The 16,171-nt window shown below is 66.5% G+C and carries 16 protein-coding genes; 11 read left to right on the top strand and 5 right to left on the bottom strand.

All coding sequences use genetic code 11. The features are described 5' to 3' along the window. Window positions 1-41: 41 nt before the first annotated feature. The gene (locus ACWIEX_RS16540; RefSeq protein ID WP_061969527.1) at window positions 42-299 is read left to right on the top strand and encodes a DUF6111 family protein; all 258 of its coding nucleotides are present in this window, start codon (window positions 42-44) and stop codon (window positions 297-299) included. Beyond that, window positions 296-1,534, top strand: a complete 1,239-nt coding sequence (locus ACWIEX_RS16535; protein WP_454034093.1) for a CCA tRNA nucleotidyltransferase — start codon at window positions 296-298, stop codon at window positions 1,532-1,534. The genes ACWIEX_RS16540 and ACWIEX_RS16535 overlap by 4 nt, the downstream gene beginning before the upstream one ends. A gap of 27 nt (window positions 1,535-1,561) precedes the next feature. Here ACWIEX_RS16535 and hemF read toward each other — a convergent pair whose 3' ends face one another. The 3 genes from hemF to ACWIEX_RS16520 form a co-directional block, all read right to left on the bottom strand. Then, complete coding sequence (gene hemF, locus ACWIEX_RS16530; RefSeq protein ID WP_454034802.1) at window positions 1,562-2,488, bottom strand: oxygen-dependent coproporphyrinogen oxidase; 927 nt, start codon at window positions 2,486-2,488, stop codon at window positions 1,562-1,564. Then, complete coding sequence (locus ACWIEX_RS16525; RefSeq protein ID WP_454034092.1) at window positions 2,466-2,963, bottom strand: tRNA (cytidine(34)-2'-O)-methyltransferase; 498 nt, start codon at window positions 2,961-2,963, stop codon at window positions 2,466-2,468. Before ACWIEX_RS16525 ends, hemF begins: the two co-directional genes overlap by 23 nt. Before the next feature lie 145 nt (window positions 2,964-3,108). Then, window positions 3,109-3,402 carry a hypothetical protein gene (locus tag ACWIEX_RS16520; RefSeq protein ID WP_454034091.1) on the bottom strand — a complete coding sequence of 98 codons (294 nt, stop codon included), beginning with the start codon at window positions 3,400-3,402 and terminating at the stop codon, window positions 3,109-3,111. 739 nt (window positions 3,403-4,141) lie between these two features. Between ACWIEX_RS16520 and ACWIEX_RS16515 the strand changes: the two genes are divergently transcribed. From ACWIEX_RS16515 to ACWIEX_RS16475, 9 genes are all read left to right on the top strand, one after another. Continuing rightward, window positions 4,142-6,007 carry an ABC transporter ATP-binding protein gene (locus tag ACWIEX_RS16515; RefSeq protein ID WP_454034090.1) on the top strand — a complete coding sequence of 622 codons (1,866 nt, stop codon included), beginning with the start codon at window positions 4,142-4,144 and terminating at the stop codon, window positions 6,005-6,007. A 191-nt stretch (window positions 6,008-6,198) separates the two neighbouring features. Continuing rightward, a complete protein-coding gene (gene petA, locus ACWIEX_RS16510) occupies window positions 6,199-6,747 on the top strand; it encodes a ubiquinol-cytochrome c reductase iron-sulfur subunit (RefSeq protein WP_282568642.1) in 549 nt (182 codons plus the stop codon). A 53-nt stretch (window positions 6,748-6,800) separates the two neighbouring features. Next, window positions 6,801-8,081, top strand: a complete 1,281-nt coding sequence (locus ACWIEX_RS16505) for a cytochrome b (RefSeq protein WP_454034089.1) — start codon at window positions 6,801-6,803, stop codon at window positions 8,079-8,081. A 7-nt stretch (window positions 8,082-8,088) separates the two neighbouring features. Further along, entirely contained in the window at window positions 8,089-8,967 is an 879-nt protein-coding gene (locus ACWIEX_RS16500) for a cytochrome c1 (RefSeq protein WP_454034088.1), read from the top strand. 319 nt (window positions 8,968-9,286) lie between these two features. Continuing rightward, window positions 9,287-10,165, top strand: a complete 879-nt coding sequence (locus ACWIEX_RS16495) for an S-methyl-5'-thioadenosine phosphorylase (protein WP_454034087.1) — start codon at window positions 9,287-9,289, stop codon at window positions 10,163-10,165. Window positions 10,166-10,236: 71 nt separating this feature from the next. After that, on the top strand, window positions 10,237-10,764 hold the full coding sequence (locus ACWIEX_RS16490; protein WP_061970256.1) for an adenine phosphoribosyltransferase: 528 nt from the start codon (window positions 10,237-10,239) through the stop codon (window positions 10,762-10,764). 7 nt (window positions 10,765-10,771) lie between these two features. Continuing rightward, the gene (gene mtnA / locus ACWIEX_RS16485; RefSeq protein ID WP_454034086.1) at window positions 10,772-11,881 is read left to right on the top strand and encodes an S-methyl-5-thioribose-1-phosphate isomerase; all 1,110 of its coding nucleotides are present in this window, start codon (window positions 10,772-10,774) and stop codon (window positions 11,879-11,881) included. Continuing rightward, window positions 11,878-12,522: a class II aldolase/adducin family protein gene (locus ACWIEX_RS16480; protein ID WP_454034085.1), complete on the top strand. Its 645-nt coding sequence runs from the start codon at window positions 11,878-11,880 to the stop codon at window positions 12,520-12,522. The genes mtnA and ACWIEX_RS16480 overlap by 4 nt, the downstream gene beginning before the upstream one ends. 131 nt (window positions 12,523-12,653) lie before the next feature. Further along, window positions 12,654-13,868, top strand: a complete 1,215-nt coding sequence (locus tag ACWIEX_RS16475) for a GGDEF domain-containing protein (RefSeq protein ID WP_454034084.1) — start codon at window positions 12,654-12,656, stop codon at window positions 13,866-13,868. 15 nt (window positions 13,869-13,883) lie between these two features. On the opposite strand, the gene ACWIEX_RS16470 is transcribed toward ACWIEX_RS16475, so the two are convergent. Continuing rightward, on the bottom strand, window positions 13,884-14,897 hold the full coding sequence (locus ACWIEX_RS16470; protein WP_454034083.1) for a MaoC family dehydratase: 1,014 nt from the start codon (window positions 14,895-14,897) through the stop codon (window positions 13,884-13,886). Window positions 14,898-14,911: 14 nt separating this feature from the next. Further along, on the bottom strand, window positions 14,912-16,009 hold the full coding sequence (gene ychF / locus ACWIEX_RS16465; protein ID WP_454034082.1) for a redox-regulated ATPase YchF: 1,098 nt from the start codon (window positions 16,007-16,009) through the stop codon (window positions 14,912-14,914). Window positions 16,010-16,171: the final 162 nt, after the last annotated feature.

Below are 16,171 nucleotides of genomic sequence, written 5' to 3'. Positions count from 1 at the left end.
CTGTACTGCGCGGACAACGCGCCGAGGAAACGACGAAGCCGATGCTGCGCGCGATCATCGAAGAGGTTCTGCTCTTCGTCCTGCCCTTCTGCATCTTCGCAGGCTATCTCGTCATCAACAGGCGCAATCCCTTCGATGTCGAGCACTGGAGCCCGCATGTCTTTCGCCTGGCGGTCGTGGGCTTCCTGCTGGCGATCGCCGTGCTGATCTATGGCGGCTTCATCGCACCGCGCAGCGAGGGCGCCTACGAGCCGCCGCATATGGAGAACGGGGTCCTGGTGCCCGGCCGCTTCAAATGATCGGGGACCGCGCCGGCGAGATCGCGCGCTTCCTGACGCAGCCGGCGCTGGCGCGGTTGCTGCTGGCGCTCGACGGAGACGGCGAGGAGACGCGCGTCGTCGGCGGCGCGGTGCGCAACCTCCTGATCGGCGAACCGGCAAGCGATATCGACCTCGCGACGACCGCCTTGCCGGAAGAGACGACACGACGTGGACGAGCGGCCGGCTTCAAGGCGGTGCCGACCGGCATCGAGCACGGCACGGTGACGCTCGTCGGGGATGGCGCGAGCTTCGAGGTCACGACGCTCAGGCGCGACGTCGAGACGGATGGGCGCCGCGCCAAGGTTTTGTTCGGCCGCGATTTCGCAGCCGATGCCTTGCGGCGCGATTTCACCATCAACGCGCTCGGGCTTGGCCGGGACGGCCGGTTGCATGACTATTGCGGCGGGCTCGACGATCTCGCCGGGCGGCGCGTGCGCTTCATCGGAGAGGCGGATGCGCGCATCCGCGAGGATTATCTGCGCATCCTGCGCTTCTTCCGCTTCCATGCCCGTTATGGCGCGGGAGAGCCTGATGGCGAGGGCCTGCGCGCCTGCATTGCCGGCCGTGAGGGGCTCTCCGGGTTGTCGCGTGAACGCGTGCGGGCGGAGTTGCTCAAGCTCCTCGTTGCGCCCGGCGTCGTCGCGACCCTCCGGGCAATGGCCGGCGCGGGGCTGCTGATGCCGGTGATCGGCGGCGTGCCGTATCTCTCGCGCTTTGCTGCAGTCGCGGAGGATGACGGTGAAGGCATTCACCCGGCTTTCCGGTTGGCAGCGCTGGCGGTTGCCGTCGGCGAGGATGCGCTGCGCCTGCGCGACCGCTTGCGGCTTTCGAACGAGGAGTTCGACCGGATCGAGCGCCTTGCACGAGCGTTGGAAGGCCTGGGAGGCCAATCAGGCCTGCCCGCCATTGCGACGCTGCGCCATGTCGCCCATGGCTCCGGGAGCGATGCTGCGGCTGCGGCGCTGGTCCTGCTAAACGCTTCGGCGAGAGGCGGCCAGGGCAGGGACGGGGTTCAACGCCTCATCGGCGAACTCGGCCGGACACCGCGCTTCGAACCGACTGGCAAGGATGTCGTCGGGCTCGGCGTCCCGCCCGGGCCGCGCGTGGGACAAACGCTCGAGGCCGCCCGGCAGGGTTGGATCGAGGCCGGCTGCCCGGCCGGGATAGCCAAGCAGATGGAGTTCGTCAGCGCCGTTCTGACTGCTGCCCGCTAGTGCGGGCTGCGCCGGGAAACTCTGGCCTCAGGGCCAGCGAACGGTCGGCGGCATCGAGGACAGGATGGAATCGACATTGCCGCCGGTCTTCAGGCCGAAGATCGTGCCGCGGTCATAGAGCAGGTTGAATTCGACATAGCGGCCGCGCCGCACCTGCTGCTCGTGCCGCTCGGCCTCGCTCCAGGGCTTGCCGATATTGCGGCGCAGGATGTTCGGATAGGTGTCGAGGAAAGCCTCGCCAACGGCCCGGGTGAAGGCGAAATCGGCTTCGACGTCGCCCGTCCAGATGTAGTCGTAGAAGATGCCGCCGATGCCGCGCGGCTCGTTGCGGTGCTTCAGGAAGAAATACTCGTCGCACCAGCTCTTGAAGCGCGGATAGTCCGCCACCGCCGGAAACTCCTCGCAGGGCGCGCGCATCGCCGCGTGGAAAGCCTGCGTATCCGGATCGCCCTGGTTGCGCCGCGCATCCAGCACCGGCGTCAGGTCGGCGCCGCCGCCGAACCAGGGTTTCGTGGTAACGACGAGCCGCGTGTTCATGTGCACGGTCGGCGCATGCGGGTTCCACGGATGGGCGATCAGCGAGATCCCCGTGGCATGGAAGCGTGGATCTTCCGCCGCGCCGGGAATCTGGGCGGCGAAATCGGGATGGAAGCTGCCATGCACCGTCGAGACGTGGACGCCGACCTTCTCGAAGATGCGGCCCTTCATGATCGACATGACGCCGCCGCCACCGGGCTCGCCATCATGGTTGGTGCGCTGCCACGGTGTGCGGACGAAGCGCCCGGGCGCATCCGCCTCGGGCGGGAAGGGGCCGGCGGCCTCGTCCTCGACCGCCTCGAAGGCGGCACAGATACGATCGCGCAGGGTTTCGAACCAGGCGGCGGCGCGGGGTTTCAATGCCGCAACGATAGCGGGATCGGCGGAAGGGAATTCAGCGGGCTTGGGCGTGACCATCATCTGTTCCATCGCGGCCCGGGAAGCCGCCAGTCTGTCGCAATGCCTCGCCCATTACCATTGCCGCGGCCAGTGCGACATTGAGCGAGCGCAATCCCGACCGCATCGGAATGTGCAGGCTGGCCTCGGCGGCGGCGTGTACTTCGGCCGTCACGCCGGCCGATTCGCGCCCGACCAGGACGATGTCATCGGCACGGAAGGCGAAATCGGGCAGGGCGGTCTCGCCGTCGGTCTCGGCCAGGACGAGGCGATGGCCTTGTGCCCGGCGCCAGCTCTCGAAGGCGCTGAAGGAATCATGGCGCCGGACGGCGGCGCGCTCGAGATAATCCATGCCGGAGCGGCGGAAATGCCGGTCCGAGACGTCGAAGGCTGTCGGCTCGACGATGTCGACGGCGATGCCGAGGCAGGCCGCCATGCGGATCATCGTGCCGGCGTTCTGCGGGATGTCCGGCTGGAAAAGGGCGAGGCGAAGCATCAGCCGGTGATGACGCGTGATGTCGTAAAGCGTCAAGCCTGGTCGACGAAAGCGCCCCGCCGTGCATGCCCGGCGGGGCTGAACCGGGAAAGGTTTTCAGCTTGAAGCCGACATGCTCCTCCCGGTTCCGTCGATGCCTGCGGGCTCAGTTCAGGCCGATACCGACACCCACGCCGCTCGAGCCGTTGCCGACGCCAGCGCCCACCCCGAGACCGTCGCCGCCGAGACCGACCCCGGCTGCTGCGCCTAGCCCGCCGGCCGCGTTTCCGAGGCCTGCTCCGACGCCGGCACCCAGGCCGCCGCTTCCGAGGCCCGCTCCCGCGCCGGCTCCGACGCCGCCGGAGGAATTGCCGAGCCCGGCGCCCAATCCGGCTCCGATGCCACCATTGCCGGCGCCGACACCTGCCGCAGCGCCCAAGCCGCTATTGCCCGAGCCCACATTCGCGCCGGCTCCGGCACCCAGGCCACCATTGCCGACCGCCGCGCCTGCTCCGACATTCGCGCCGAGGCTGCCGGCATTGGCGCCGACGCCAACTCCGGCACCGAGCCCTCCGCCAGCCCCCGCTCCGGGCGAGCCCGGGCTGCCTGGATTGTTCGGATTGCCCGGCGTTCCAGGGTTAGCCGGAGTGCCGGGGTTGCCTGGGTTGCCGGGATTCCCTGGATTGTTTCCAACGACTCCCGGTCGGGAGCCCATCGAAGATCCGCGCGAGCTTACGACAGGGCTTTGAAGCGCAGCCAGCCTGATGCATTTGCTTTTGGCGGCGCCGCGGAGGCCGTCGCATCCATCGAACGAGGTATATTCGGCAGTGCTGTTGCAAGCAGCGAGGAGTGTGCAGGCGCTGATGGCGCTGAGTATTCGCAATCGCATAGCTCTCTCCTTGGCGAGTTAATCTATGCGGTTGAGAACATCTCCCATTGATTATGAGTTCCTTCGTCGTGATCTGAAGGGTATTGAAATATATACGTTTATCCGCTGATTTTATGTTTATTAGAGATTTATTCTCTGCTTTTTCTGCCAAGGCCGCGCGTGCGTCCCGCCCTAATGCCGCCACCCGGTGGGTCTAGCGGGGTTCCGGCGTCGCCTCTCCGCACCGCTCCTGACAAGGGGTGGCGCAGGAAGAACCGGTATCCCGAATTGTCGTTTGTTCCACCCTCTCATTCCCGGTAGCGAAGCAGACATGTTCGCTCCGCTCTTCCGCTGGCTCGAAAGCCGAATCGACGTCTTTGCCCGCTTCGACGAGCAGGAGACGCCGCCGCGCGGTGTCTGGCCCTTCATGTGGCACCACATCAAGGGCGTGAAGGGCTGGATGGCCCTGATCATGCTGACGGGCCTGGGCTTCAGCGGCATCGAGGCGGCGATGTATCTGATGGTCGGCTGGTTCGTCGACCTGCTATCGACGCAGTCGCCGGAGACGATCTTCCGCGACCATGGCTGGCTCCTGGCCGGCGCGGCCTTCCTGCTCGTGGTCGTCAGGCCGCTGATCTATTTCGCCAACCACGCCATCGTCGACCAGGTCGTGGTACCGCAGATCACCAACCAGATCCGCTGGCGCAACCATGTCTACACGCTCGGCCACGCGCTGGGCTACTTCCAGAACGATTTCGCCGGGCGCCTCTCCGCCCGCGTCATCCAGGCAGGGCAGGCGATCCGGGGTGCGACGATCGAGGTCATCGACGATCTCTGGTACGCGCTGGTCTTCGCCACGGTCGCGATCGGCTTCTTCGGCAAGACCAGCCTCTGGCTGGCGCTGCCGGTGATCCTGTGGCTTGCGGCCTATGTCGTGCTGCTGATCTATTTCGTGCCGCGCGCCAAGCGGCGCTCGGAGGCGAACTCGCTGGGGCGCTCGACCACGACGGGGCGCATCGTCGATTCCTATACGAACATCCTGACGGTGAAGCTGTTCGCGCGAGGCGATGCCGAGCGCTCGGCGGTGCGCGACTCGTTGTCGCGCTGGAACGCTGCGTTCCTCAATCTGTCACGCCTGATCACCGGCGTCAGCGTCATCCTGCAGACGATGAACAGTCTGTTGGTGGTGGCGACCGCGTGGCTCGCGCTGCTGCTCTGGAGCCAGGGTGAGATGACCCCGGGCGCGGTCGCGGCGGCCATCGGGCTCGTGCTCCGGCTGGTGCAGATGTCGGGCTGGCTGATCCATCTCGTGCGCGGCATCTTCGAGAATATCGGCTCGGTGCAGGAGAGCATGGAGACGATCGCCAAGCCGCACGACCTGCCGGATGCGCCGGGCGCGGTGCCGCTGGTCGTCGACAAGGGCGCGATCAGCTTCGAGAAGATCCGCTTCAACTATGGCCGGGGGCAGGGGCTGTTCGAAGGGCTCGATCTGCAGATCAGGCCGGGCGAGCGCATCGGGCTGGTCGGCCCGTCGGGCGCCGGCAAGTCGACCTTGGTGAACCTGCTGCTCCGGCTCTACCCGCTTGAAGACGGGCGCATCCTGATCGACGGGCAGGACATCGCCCATGTCACGCAGGATAGCCTGCGCGCCCAGATCGGCATGGTGACACAGGATAATTCGCTGCTGCACCGCTCGATCGGCGACAATATCGCCTATGGCCGCATCGGTGCGAGCGAGGCCGAAATCGCGCTCGCGGCACAGCAGGCAGAGGCGCATGGCTTCATCCTGGGCCTTGGCGACCAGGACGGGCGCCAAGGCTTCGATTCGCGCGTCGGCGAACGCGGGGTGAAGCTTTCGGGTGGCCAGCGCCAGCGCATCGCGATCGCCCGCGTGCTGCTCAAGGACGCGCCGATCCTGATTCTCGACGAGGCGACCTCGGCGCTCGATTCCGAGGTCGAGGCGGCGATCCAGCAGCAGCTCGCTGCCCTGATGCAGGGCAAGACCGTGATCGCGATCGCGCACCGGCTGTCGACCATCGCAGCGCTCGACCGGCTGATCGTGCTCGATCAAGGGCGGATCGCCGATATCGGCAGCCATGACGAGTTGATCGCGCGCGGCGGGCTCTATGCCCGGCTCTGGGCACGCCAATCCGGTGGCTTCCTGGCTGCGGCCGATCCGGAAAAGCTCGCCGTCTGACGCCTTCGTCGACGGACTGTGCGCCATGCATGGCCGAGGCGTTCGCGACAGTAGACTTCGTCCAATCTGCATGTCAAAGAGCCGAAGGTGACGCACCGCCGCATTGCGGCGGCAGCGACGCGCCCCTATGAGGGCGAGAGGCGACAATTTCGAGCTGTTACAGCTCGCAAGACGTGTAAGAGGTTTGGATCGTGGCGCACGCGACCGATACATCGACCGGAACAACCCGCCGCGATTTCCTGATGCTCGCCACCGGCGCCGCCGGCGCGGTCGGCATCGGGGCGCTCGTCGTCCCCCTGGTCAGCCAGATGGCGCCCGATGCGCAGACCGTGGCTGCCGGCGCGCCGGTCGATGTCGACCTGGCCCCCATCGCCGAAGGCCAGGCGATCAAGCTGTTCTGGCGCGGCAAGCCGATCTTCGTGCGCCATCGCACCAAGAAGGAAATCGACGAGGCGCTGGCCGTCGACATCGCGACCCTGCGCGATCCGCAGACCGACCAGCAGCGCACCAAGGCCGGCCACGAGCAGTATCTGGTCGTCTTCGGCAACTGCACCCATCTCGGCTGCATTCCGCTGGGCACCGCGCCCGGCGAATCGAAGGGCGATTTCGACGGCTGGTTCTGCCCCTGCCACGGTTCGCACTACGATTCCTCCGGCCGCATCCGCAAGGGGCCGGCGCCGCTCAACCTGCCGGTGCCGCCTTACGCTTTCACGGCGGACACCAAGATCAAGATCGGCTGAGCGATGCGCTCGACGCTTTCCTGCCAAGATGAGACAGCCTTGAGGCATTCTTCATGAGTGGTCACAGTTCCTACGTCCCGAAGACCGGCATCGAACGCTGGCTCGATGTGCGCCTGCCGATCATCCGGCTCGCCCATGATTCGGCGGTTTCCTATCCGGTGCCGCGCAACCTGAACTATCTGTGGACCTTCGGTGGCATCCTCGTGTTCATGCTGGTGGCGCAGATCGTCACCGGCATCGTCCTGGCGATGCACTACACGGCCAATTCGATGCTCGCCTTCAATTCGGTCGAGCACATCATGCGCGACGTGAATTACGGCTGGCTCCTGCGCTACCTGCACTCCAACGGCGCCTCGATGTTCTTCATCGCCGTCTATGTGCACATCTTCCGCGGGCTTTATTATGGCTCGTACAAGGCGCCGCGCGAGGTTCTCTGGATTCTCGGCGTGGTCATCTTCCTGCTGATGATGGCGACGGCGTTCATGGGCTACGTGCTGCCCTGGGGCCAGATGTCCTTCTGGGGCGCGACCGTCATCACCAACCTGTTCTCGGCCCTGCCGGTGATCGGCGAGACGATCGTCACCTTCCTGTGGGGCGGCTACTCGGTCGACAACCCGACGCTGAACCGCTTCTTCTCGCTGCACTACCTGCTGCCGTTCATGATCTTCGGCGTCGTCGGGCTGCATATCTGGGCGCTGCACGTCGTCGGCCAGAACAATCCGACCGGCGTCGAGGTGAAGAACGTCCAGAAGGATACCGTGCCGTTCACGCCCTACGCGACCGTCAAGGACATCTTCGGCATGGTCGTGTTCATGATCCTGTTCGCCTGGTTCGTGTTCTACCAGCCGAACTTCATGGGCCATGCCGACAACTACATCCCGGCGAACCCGGCCTCGACCCCGGCGCATATCGTCCCGGAATGGTACTTCCTGCCGTTCTACGCGATCCTGCGCGCCATTCCCGACAAGCTCGGCGGCGTCATGGCGATGGGCGGAGCCATCGTGGTGCTCGCCTTCCTGCCCTGGATCGACACCTCCAAGGTCAAGTCGATGAGCTATCGGCCGATCGGGCGCCAGCTGTTCTGGGCCTTCGTCGTGGTCTGCATCGGTCTCGGCTATCTCGGCGCCATGCCGGCCGAGGGCGGCTACGTCATCGCCTCGCAGATCTTCACCGTGCTGTATTTCGGCTTCTTCGTGGCGCTCTTCGTCGTCGGCCTGTTCGAGCGGCCGAAGGCGCTGCCGACTTCGATCGCCGACTCGGTGCTCGCTTCCAAGGGTGGATCGGCGGCGCGCGTCGCGACTGCCGCCGCTGCCGAACCGAACGTCAAGGGCTGACGGAACCATGAGCAAAACATCGTTTCGTCTCGCCCTGACCGGGCTTGCTGCCGGCCTCTCGCTGGCGCTCATCCAGCCGGCCGCGCAGGCGGCCGAGGCCGGCCCGAAGCCGCCGGCGCTGACCTGGTCGTTCTCGGGACCGTTCGGCAAGTTCGATCGGGCCCAGCTCCAGCGCGGCTTCAAGGTCTTCAAGGAAGTCTGCGCGAGCTGCCACGGCGCCAGCCTCGTCGCCTTCCGCAACCTGTCGCAGCCGGGCGGCCCGGAATTCTCGACCGGACAGGTCGCCGCGCTCGCCGCGACCTACCAGGTCAAGGATGGCCCGAACGAACAGGGCGAGATGTTCGATCGCCCCGGCCGTGCGGCCGACCGCTTCCCGTCGCCGTTCCCCAACGAGCAGGCGGCCCGCGCGGCCCAGGGCGGCGCCTATCCGCCGGATTTCTCGGTGCTGGCCAAGGCGCGCACCTATACCCGCGGCTTCCCGACCTTCATCTTCGATATCTTCACGCAGTATCAGGAGCAGGGGCCGGACTATATCCACGCTCTGATGGTGGGTTATGAGGAGCCGCCCGCGGGCGTCACGCTCCTGCCGGGACAGAACTACAACAAGTACATGCCCGGCCACCTGATCGCGATGCCCAAGCCGTTGAGCGATGGGCAGGTCGAATATCCGAAGGGCGCGGACGGCAAGTCGCCGGTGCCGGAGACGGTCGACCAGTATGCCCGCGACGTCGCTGCCTTCATGGTGTGGATGGCGGAGCCGCATCTCGAAGCGCGCAAGCGCTTGGGCATGCAGGTGATGGCATTCCTCACCATCTTCGCCTTCCTGCTCTACTACACCAAGAAGAAGGTGTGGTCGCGTATGCCGGACGGCTCGCCGGCTCACTGATCCGGCTGGATATCGTTTCAGGAAAAGGCCCCGGCGACGGGGCCTTTTTCGTTGTCCGAGGATAGCCGCGAACGGTCGTGTCTCCGGCGTCATGCTCGCCCTTGTGGCGAGCATCCACGTCTTGAACACGGTTTTCGACAACGAAGACGTGGATGGTCGGGACAAGCCCGACCATGACGGAATGCGCGCCCCTGTGATCGACGAACCGTATTGCGACCGTCATCGAAAGGTGGTCCTTTCCGCGCCCGTATTTGTTGCCGCATCGAATCCTTCCGAAACGTGGCTCCACTTTTCGGTTCGATGCTCGAGGAAATCGACCATGAGCGAAGCCGTTCTCGGAATCATCGGCGGATCGGGCATCTACGATCTGCCGGGCCTGACCGACCTGCGCGAGGAGCGCATCGAAAGCCCCTGGGGCGAGCCCTCCGACGTCCTGCGGATCGGCCGCATGGGCGAAACGAAGATCGTCTTCCTGCCGCGCCACGGGCGCGGTCATTCGATCCCGCCATCCGAGATCAATTACCGCGCCAATATTGACGTGATGAAGCGGGCGGGCGTGACCGATCTCGTCTCGCTCTCTGCCTGCGGCTCCTACAAGGCCGAGCTCTATCCCGGCCTGTTCGTGCTGGTCGACCAGTTCGTCGACCGCACGAGCCGGCGCGAGAACTCCTTCTTCGGCCGCGGCTGCGTTGCCCATGTCTCGGTCGCCCACCCGGTCGGGCCCGGCCTGCAGGCACGGATCGTAGCGGCGGCGCAGGCCGAGGACCTGCCCTTCGTGCGCGGCGGCACGCTGGTCACGATGGAAGGCCCGCAATTCTCGACCTATGCGGAATCGATGACCTATCGCGGGCTCGGCTACGACCTGATCGGCATGACGGCGATGCCCGAGGCCAAGCTCGCCCGCGAAGCCGAGATCACCTATGCCACGGTCGCGATGGTGACCGATTACGACTGCTGGCACGAGTTGCACGGCGCCGTCGATGTCGCCTCGGTCATCGCTGTGCTGCACGACAATGCCGACAAGGCGCGGCGCCTCGTGGCGCGGCTCGCCGCCGATTTCCCGGCGCAGCGCGAGCCGTGCCCGGCCGGCTCCCATAACGCGCTCGACAACGCCATCGTGACGGCGCCGGCCTTCCGGGATCCGGCGCTGCTGGCGAAGCTCGACGCCGTCGCCGGGCGCGTGTTCGAGGCGGCGTGATGACGGCGCCCTTGACGAAGCCGGCCCGGCGTCGGACCAAGGCCTCCGTCAGTTCTTCCGAGACGGTGTCCATGAACCTTGCCGACAGCATCCGCGCGATCCCCGATTATCCTCGGCCCGGCATCGTCTTTCGCGACATCACCACGCTGCTCGGCGATGCGCGGGCCTTCCGCCGGGCGGTCGACGAGCTGGTGCAACCTTTCGCCGGATTGAAGATCGCCAAGATCGCGGGGATCGAAGCGCGCGGCTTCATCCTGGGCGGCGCGGTGGCGCACCAGCTCTCGGCCGGCTTCGTTCCCGTTCGCAAGAAGGGCAAGCTGCCGCTGGAGACGCTGCGCGCGACCTATGCGCTCGAATACGGCACGGACGAGATCGAAATCCATCGCGACGCGGTGCAGCCGGGCGAGCGCGTCCTGCTGGTCGACGACCTGATCGCCACCGGCGGCACGGCGGAGGCGGCGGTCAACCTGCTCGCGGGGTTAGGCGCGGAGGTCGTTGCGGCCTGCTTCATCGTCGACCTTCCGGAGCTGGGGGGCGCCGACAAGATCCGGCGGCTCGGCGTGCCCGTGCGCACGTTGGTCTCGTTCGGCGGGCATTGAGCGGCGGATGAAGATCAACGGCCAGCCTTACCGGACGATCTGGCTCGCGCAGGATGGCTGGCGCGTCGTCGTGATCGACCAGACGCGCTTGCCGTTCCGCTTCGAGACGGTGGCACTGGGCTCCGCCGAGCAGGCGGCCGATGCGATCCGCAGCATGGTCGTGCGCGGGGCGCCGTTGATCGGTGCGACCGCTGCCTATGGCGTGGCTCTGGCGATGCGGACGGACGCCTCGGATGCGGCTCTCGATGCGGCACTCGCCCTGCTCGGCGCGACGCGGCCGACCGCCGTCAATCTGCACTGGGCGCTGGCGCGGATGCGTGGTGCCCTCGCAAGCCTGTCCGCGACGGCGCGTGCCGAGGCGGCCTATGCAGAGGCCGCGGCGATCTGCGACGAGGATGTCGCCTTATGCCGTGCGATCGGCGAGCACGGCCTGCCTCTGATCGCGGAGATCGCGGCGCGAAAGCCCACCGGGCAGCCGGTCAACATCCTCACGCATTGCAATGCCGGCTGGCTTGCCACGGTGGACTGGGGCACGGCGCTGGCGCCGATCTATCTGGCCCATGATGCCGGCATTCCCATCCATGTCTGGGTCGACGAGACCAGGCCGCGCAACCAGGGCGCGGCGCTGACGGCCTATGAGCTCGGCTCCCATGGCGTGCCGCATACGGTGATCGCCGACAATGCCGGCGGCCATCTGATGCAGCACGGGCAGGTCGACATGGTTATCGTCGGCACTGACCGGACGGCGGCTTCCGGCGATGTCGCCAACAAGATCGGGACCTATCTCAAGGCGCTGGCGGCGCATGACAACGGCGTGCCCTTCTATGTGGCGCTGCCTTCGCCGACGATCGACTGGAGCATCCGCGACGGCCTCGCCGATATCCCGATCGAGGAGCGCGCGGCGCGCGAGGTGACGCATCTCTCCGGGCTCGCCGATGACGGTGAGGTCAGGTCCGTCCGCGTCGTCGCGCCGGGCAGCGGTGCGGCCAATCCGGCCTTCGACGTGACGCCGGCGCGGCTCGTCAGCGGGCTTATCACCGAGCGCGGCGTCTGCGCGGCCAGCACTGACGGCCTCGCACAACTCTTTCCCGACCTTGCGAGCAGGGGCACGGCATGACCGAAACAGAACTGCGGCAGGAGATCGTTTCGGTCGCGCAGGCGATCGACCGGGCCGGGTTCTGCCCGTCTAAATCGGGCAATGTCTCGGCTCGGCTCGGCGATGGCCTGCTGATCACGCCGTCGGGCCTGCCCTATGCCCGGACGCGCCCTGAGGACCTGATCCATCTCAGCCTCGACGGCACCATCCTGAATGGCAGCCGCAAGCCATCTTCCGAATGGCCTTTCCATGTCGCGATCTACCGGGCGCGGCCCGATGCGCAGGCGATCGTGCACACCCATTCGCCGCGCGCCACGGCCCTGTCTTCGACGCGGCGCGGCATCCCGGCCTTCCACTACATGATCGCGCTTTGCGGCGGTGCCGATGTGCGCTGTGCCGAGTACGCGACCTTCGGCACGCCCGAGCTTGCCGAGAATGCGGTGAAGGCGCTCGACGGGCGCAAGGCCGTGCTGCTCGCCAATCACGGCGTGATCGCGCTCGGCCAGACGCTCGCCGGCGCGCATACCATCGTCGCCGAAGTCGAGAACCTGGCCGGGCAGTATCTCGACATCCTCGCGGCGGGGATCGAGCCGGTCATCCTCGATGCCGCCGAAATGGAGCGCGTCGGCGCCAAATTCGCGGGCTACGGCAAGGTCGGGTGATATCCGCGCCAGAGCGACTGATCAGGCCGGCAGCCCGCCGGCCCGGCAAATGCGGCCGACCGGTTTAAGTTTTCGGCAATGGCACCGCCGGCATAACGGTTGCCGCCTTTCCCGCCTGCCCAGAGACCTTCGTGTCGCTCGACTATCAGTCCCTCCTGACGGCCTTCACCCTTTCGGGATGCGGATTGGCCGCAGCCTTCCTCGTCAGTTGGCTCGTTTCGAGGAAGGAAGGCTTCCTGATGGCCTGGACGATCGGCGTGGCGCTGATGGCCGCCGGCGTGCTGATCTATGGCGGCTATGTCAGGACGATGTCGCCGATCGTGGGGGCGGCCGGCTACACGGTTCTTCTGACGGGCCTCGCCTTCGTCTTCGGTGCCGGCCGCGAATTTCGCACGCGGGTTCTGCCCTGGCGCAGCATGGCCATCATGGCAATCGCGTCGTCGGCAGCCATGGCTGTGCCCATGCTGGCCGGCTATAACGGCATCGCGATCATCGGGCTCAATGTCGCGGCCGCGGCCATTCTGTTCGCAACAGCCTGGGACTATTGGCTCGGCCGGGCCGAAGCCAGGCTGGCGATCATGCTGTTGACCGGCCTGTATGTCCTGACCGGGCTATCCTTCGTTCCTTGCGCCGTTCTGCTGCTGCTGGATGGCCGCTGGGCTCTGCCGGACATCCCCTCGAACTGGGCGGAAGACCTCAATATCGTCGTCTGCCTGACCACGCTCGCCGGCATCGGCGCGCTGTCCCTGGCCCTGAACCAGGCGCGGCTAGCGCGCGGCCACAAGCGCGACGCGGAAACCGACCCGCTGACCGGCCTGCTCAACCGGCGCGCGCTGCTCGACCGCATCGCGACCGAGACCGAAGGACCCGCCGCCCTGATCATCTTCGACATCGATCACTTCAAGCGGATCAACGACATCCACGGCCACCTGGCGGGAGACGAGGTGTTGCGGGCGTTCGGGGAGATCCTGCTGTCCTGTCGGTCGCAAGGACTGGCCGCACGGCTCGGCGGCGAGGAATTCGCACTGCTGCTGCCGGGCGATTCTCTCGTCGCGGCGGCCATCGCGGCCGAAAACGTGCGGGGGCGCCTCGTCAAACGTCGTTTCGCAGCGAGCGGTGCGGCGTTCGGGTGCACGCTCAGCGCAGGCGTCGCCCATGCCAAGGACAGCGTCATCGATTTCGATGCCTTGCTTCACGAGGCGGACAAGGGGCTCTACGCAGCCAAGCGGAGCGGGCGCGACCGGGTGGTGGTCGCATCGGACGATGAGGCGTTCCTCGCCCAGATGCGGTCTTCCTCCGACATGCCGCGCGGGCCTGTCGATCTCGTCAGGCTCAAGACCGGCTGACGTCCGTCTTCGCGATCAATCCGGCTTGCGCTCGACGAAAACGCAGCCGTCGAAGCCGAAGACCTCTTCGCCGTGCTGGTTGATGCCGGTGTTGCGGTGGAAGAACAGGCCCCATTGCGGCCGCGAGGCGCTCTCGCGCTTGTCGATCACCTGCGAATGGTAGGTGATCCGGTCCCCGGCAAAGACCGGCTTCGTCCAGCGCAGGTTCCTGAAGCCTGGAGAGGAGCCGAGGCGCGCGGGGTTGCCCGACGCCACCGCGAGCTGGCGCCTGCGATGCTGGACCATGCAGGCCATCCAGACTGCGGCCGTGTGCCAGCCGGAAGCGGCGAGCCTGCCGAAGGAGCTGTTGCGCGCGGCTACATCGTCCATGTGGAAAGGCTGGGGATCGAAACTGCGGGCGAAGGCGACGATCTCCTCGGGCGTGAAGACGAAGCTGCCGAGTTCGTGGCTGTCGCCGACCGCAAGCTCCTCGAAGAAGCGCGGCGGCTCCGGCGGCTCGGAGGAGGCTTGCAGCGGGCTCTCGATGGCGGGGCGCTCGTAGACCGGCGCATGATCCAGCCAGGGGCCGGCCGGGTGCTTGCCGATGGCGGAGCCCCTGCGGCCGAACATGATCCAGTTGGTCTGCTCCAGGATCGGTTCGTCGCGCTGGTTCAGGAGTTCGAGCTTGAAGCGCACGAGACCCATCTCCGGGCGCGAGCGCGAGGCCTTGCTCTCCAGCACGGTGCGCCGGGCGCTGACGCTATCGCCGGGGAGCAGGGGACGCAGCCACTTCACCTCCTCGATGCCCGGCGCGCCCATGCTGGCGGCGTCGAGCAGGAAGTCCTCTGCCATCAGCCGCATCAAGAGCGCGCAGCTATGCCAGCCCGAGCCGATCAGGCGGCCGACGAAGCTCGCCCTGGCGGCCTCGGGATCGACATGGAAATCCTGCGCGTCGTAGCGCGAGGCGAAGGCGACGATGTCGTCCTGCGAGACGTCGAGGCTCCGCGAGCGTGCGCTCTGGCCCGGAACGAAATCCTCGAAATACGACATCGCCGGCTGGCTCTTCAGTTCGCGAAGCGGAAATGCAGCACGTCGCCATCGGCGACGATGTATTCCTTGCCTTCGAGGCGGAACTTGCCGGCTTCGCGCGCACCGGCCTCGCCCTTGTTGGCGATGTAGTCGGGATAGGCGATGGTTTCGGCGCGGATATAGCCCTTCTCGAAGTCGCTATGGATGACGCCGGCGGCGGCAGGCCCCTTGGTGCCCTTCTCGATGGTCCAGGCGCGCGCTTCCTTCGGGCCGACGGTGAAGTAGGTCACGAGGTCGAGCAGGGTGTAGCCGGCGCGGATCACGCGGTTCAGGCCGGGTTCGTCGAGGCCGACGGCCTCCAGGTAGTCCTTCTGGTCCGCGGCCGGGAGCACGGCGATCTCGCTCTCGATCTTGGCGGAGACGACGACGGCGACTGCGTTCTCCTCGGCGGCGCGAGCCTTCACCTGTTCGGAGAAGGCGTTGCCTTTGTCGGCGCTGGCTTCCTCGACATTGCAGACATAGAGCACGGGCTTGGACGAGAGCAGGCCGAGCGTCTCGAAGGTGCGGCGCTCATCGGCCGCGACCTGGACGAGGCGGGCCGGCTTGCCTTCGCGCAGCAGCACGAGGCAGCGATTCATCAGATCGGCCAGCTCCTTGGCCTCCTTGTCGCCGGTCTTGGCCTTCTTCTCCAGCGGCAGGACGCGCTTCTCGAGGCTTTCGAGATCGGCCAGCATCAATTCGGTCTCGATGATCTCGATGTCGTTGATCGGAGCGACCTTGCCCTCGACATGGGTGATGTCGCCATCCTCGAAGCAGCGCACGACATGGGCGATGGCGTCGCATTCGCGGATATTGGCGAGGAACTGGTTGCCGAGGCCTTCGCCGCGCGAGGCGCCGCGCACCAGGCCGGCGATGTCGACGAAGGTCAGCCGGGTCGGAATGATCTCCTTGGAGCCGGCGATGGCGGCGAGCTTTTCCAGACGCTCGTCGGGCACGGCGACGTCACCGACATTCGGCTCGATCGTGCAGAACGGATAGTTCGCGGCCTGGGCCGCCGCCGTCTGCGTCAGCGCGTTGAAGAGGGTCGACTTGCCGACATTCGGCAGGCCGACGATTCCGCATTTGAAACCCATGATCGCCTGTTCCGTTGCCCGTGGCGGATAGCCGTGGCCGGGCGTGAAGCTTTGAAAGTTGCGGCCTTATTGGGGGGCTTGCGCAATAAAGACAAGTGCCGCGCGCCTGATGGCCGCTGCGTTCCTCACGCGAACGTGCATGGCCGACGGGCTGATGCGGGT

This window comes from Allobosea sp. NPDC055353 (assembly GCF_053644975.1).
The sequence above is the reverse complement of the archived record's forward strand: the minus strand, read 5'-3'. Positions and strand labels throughout refer to the sequence as shown.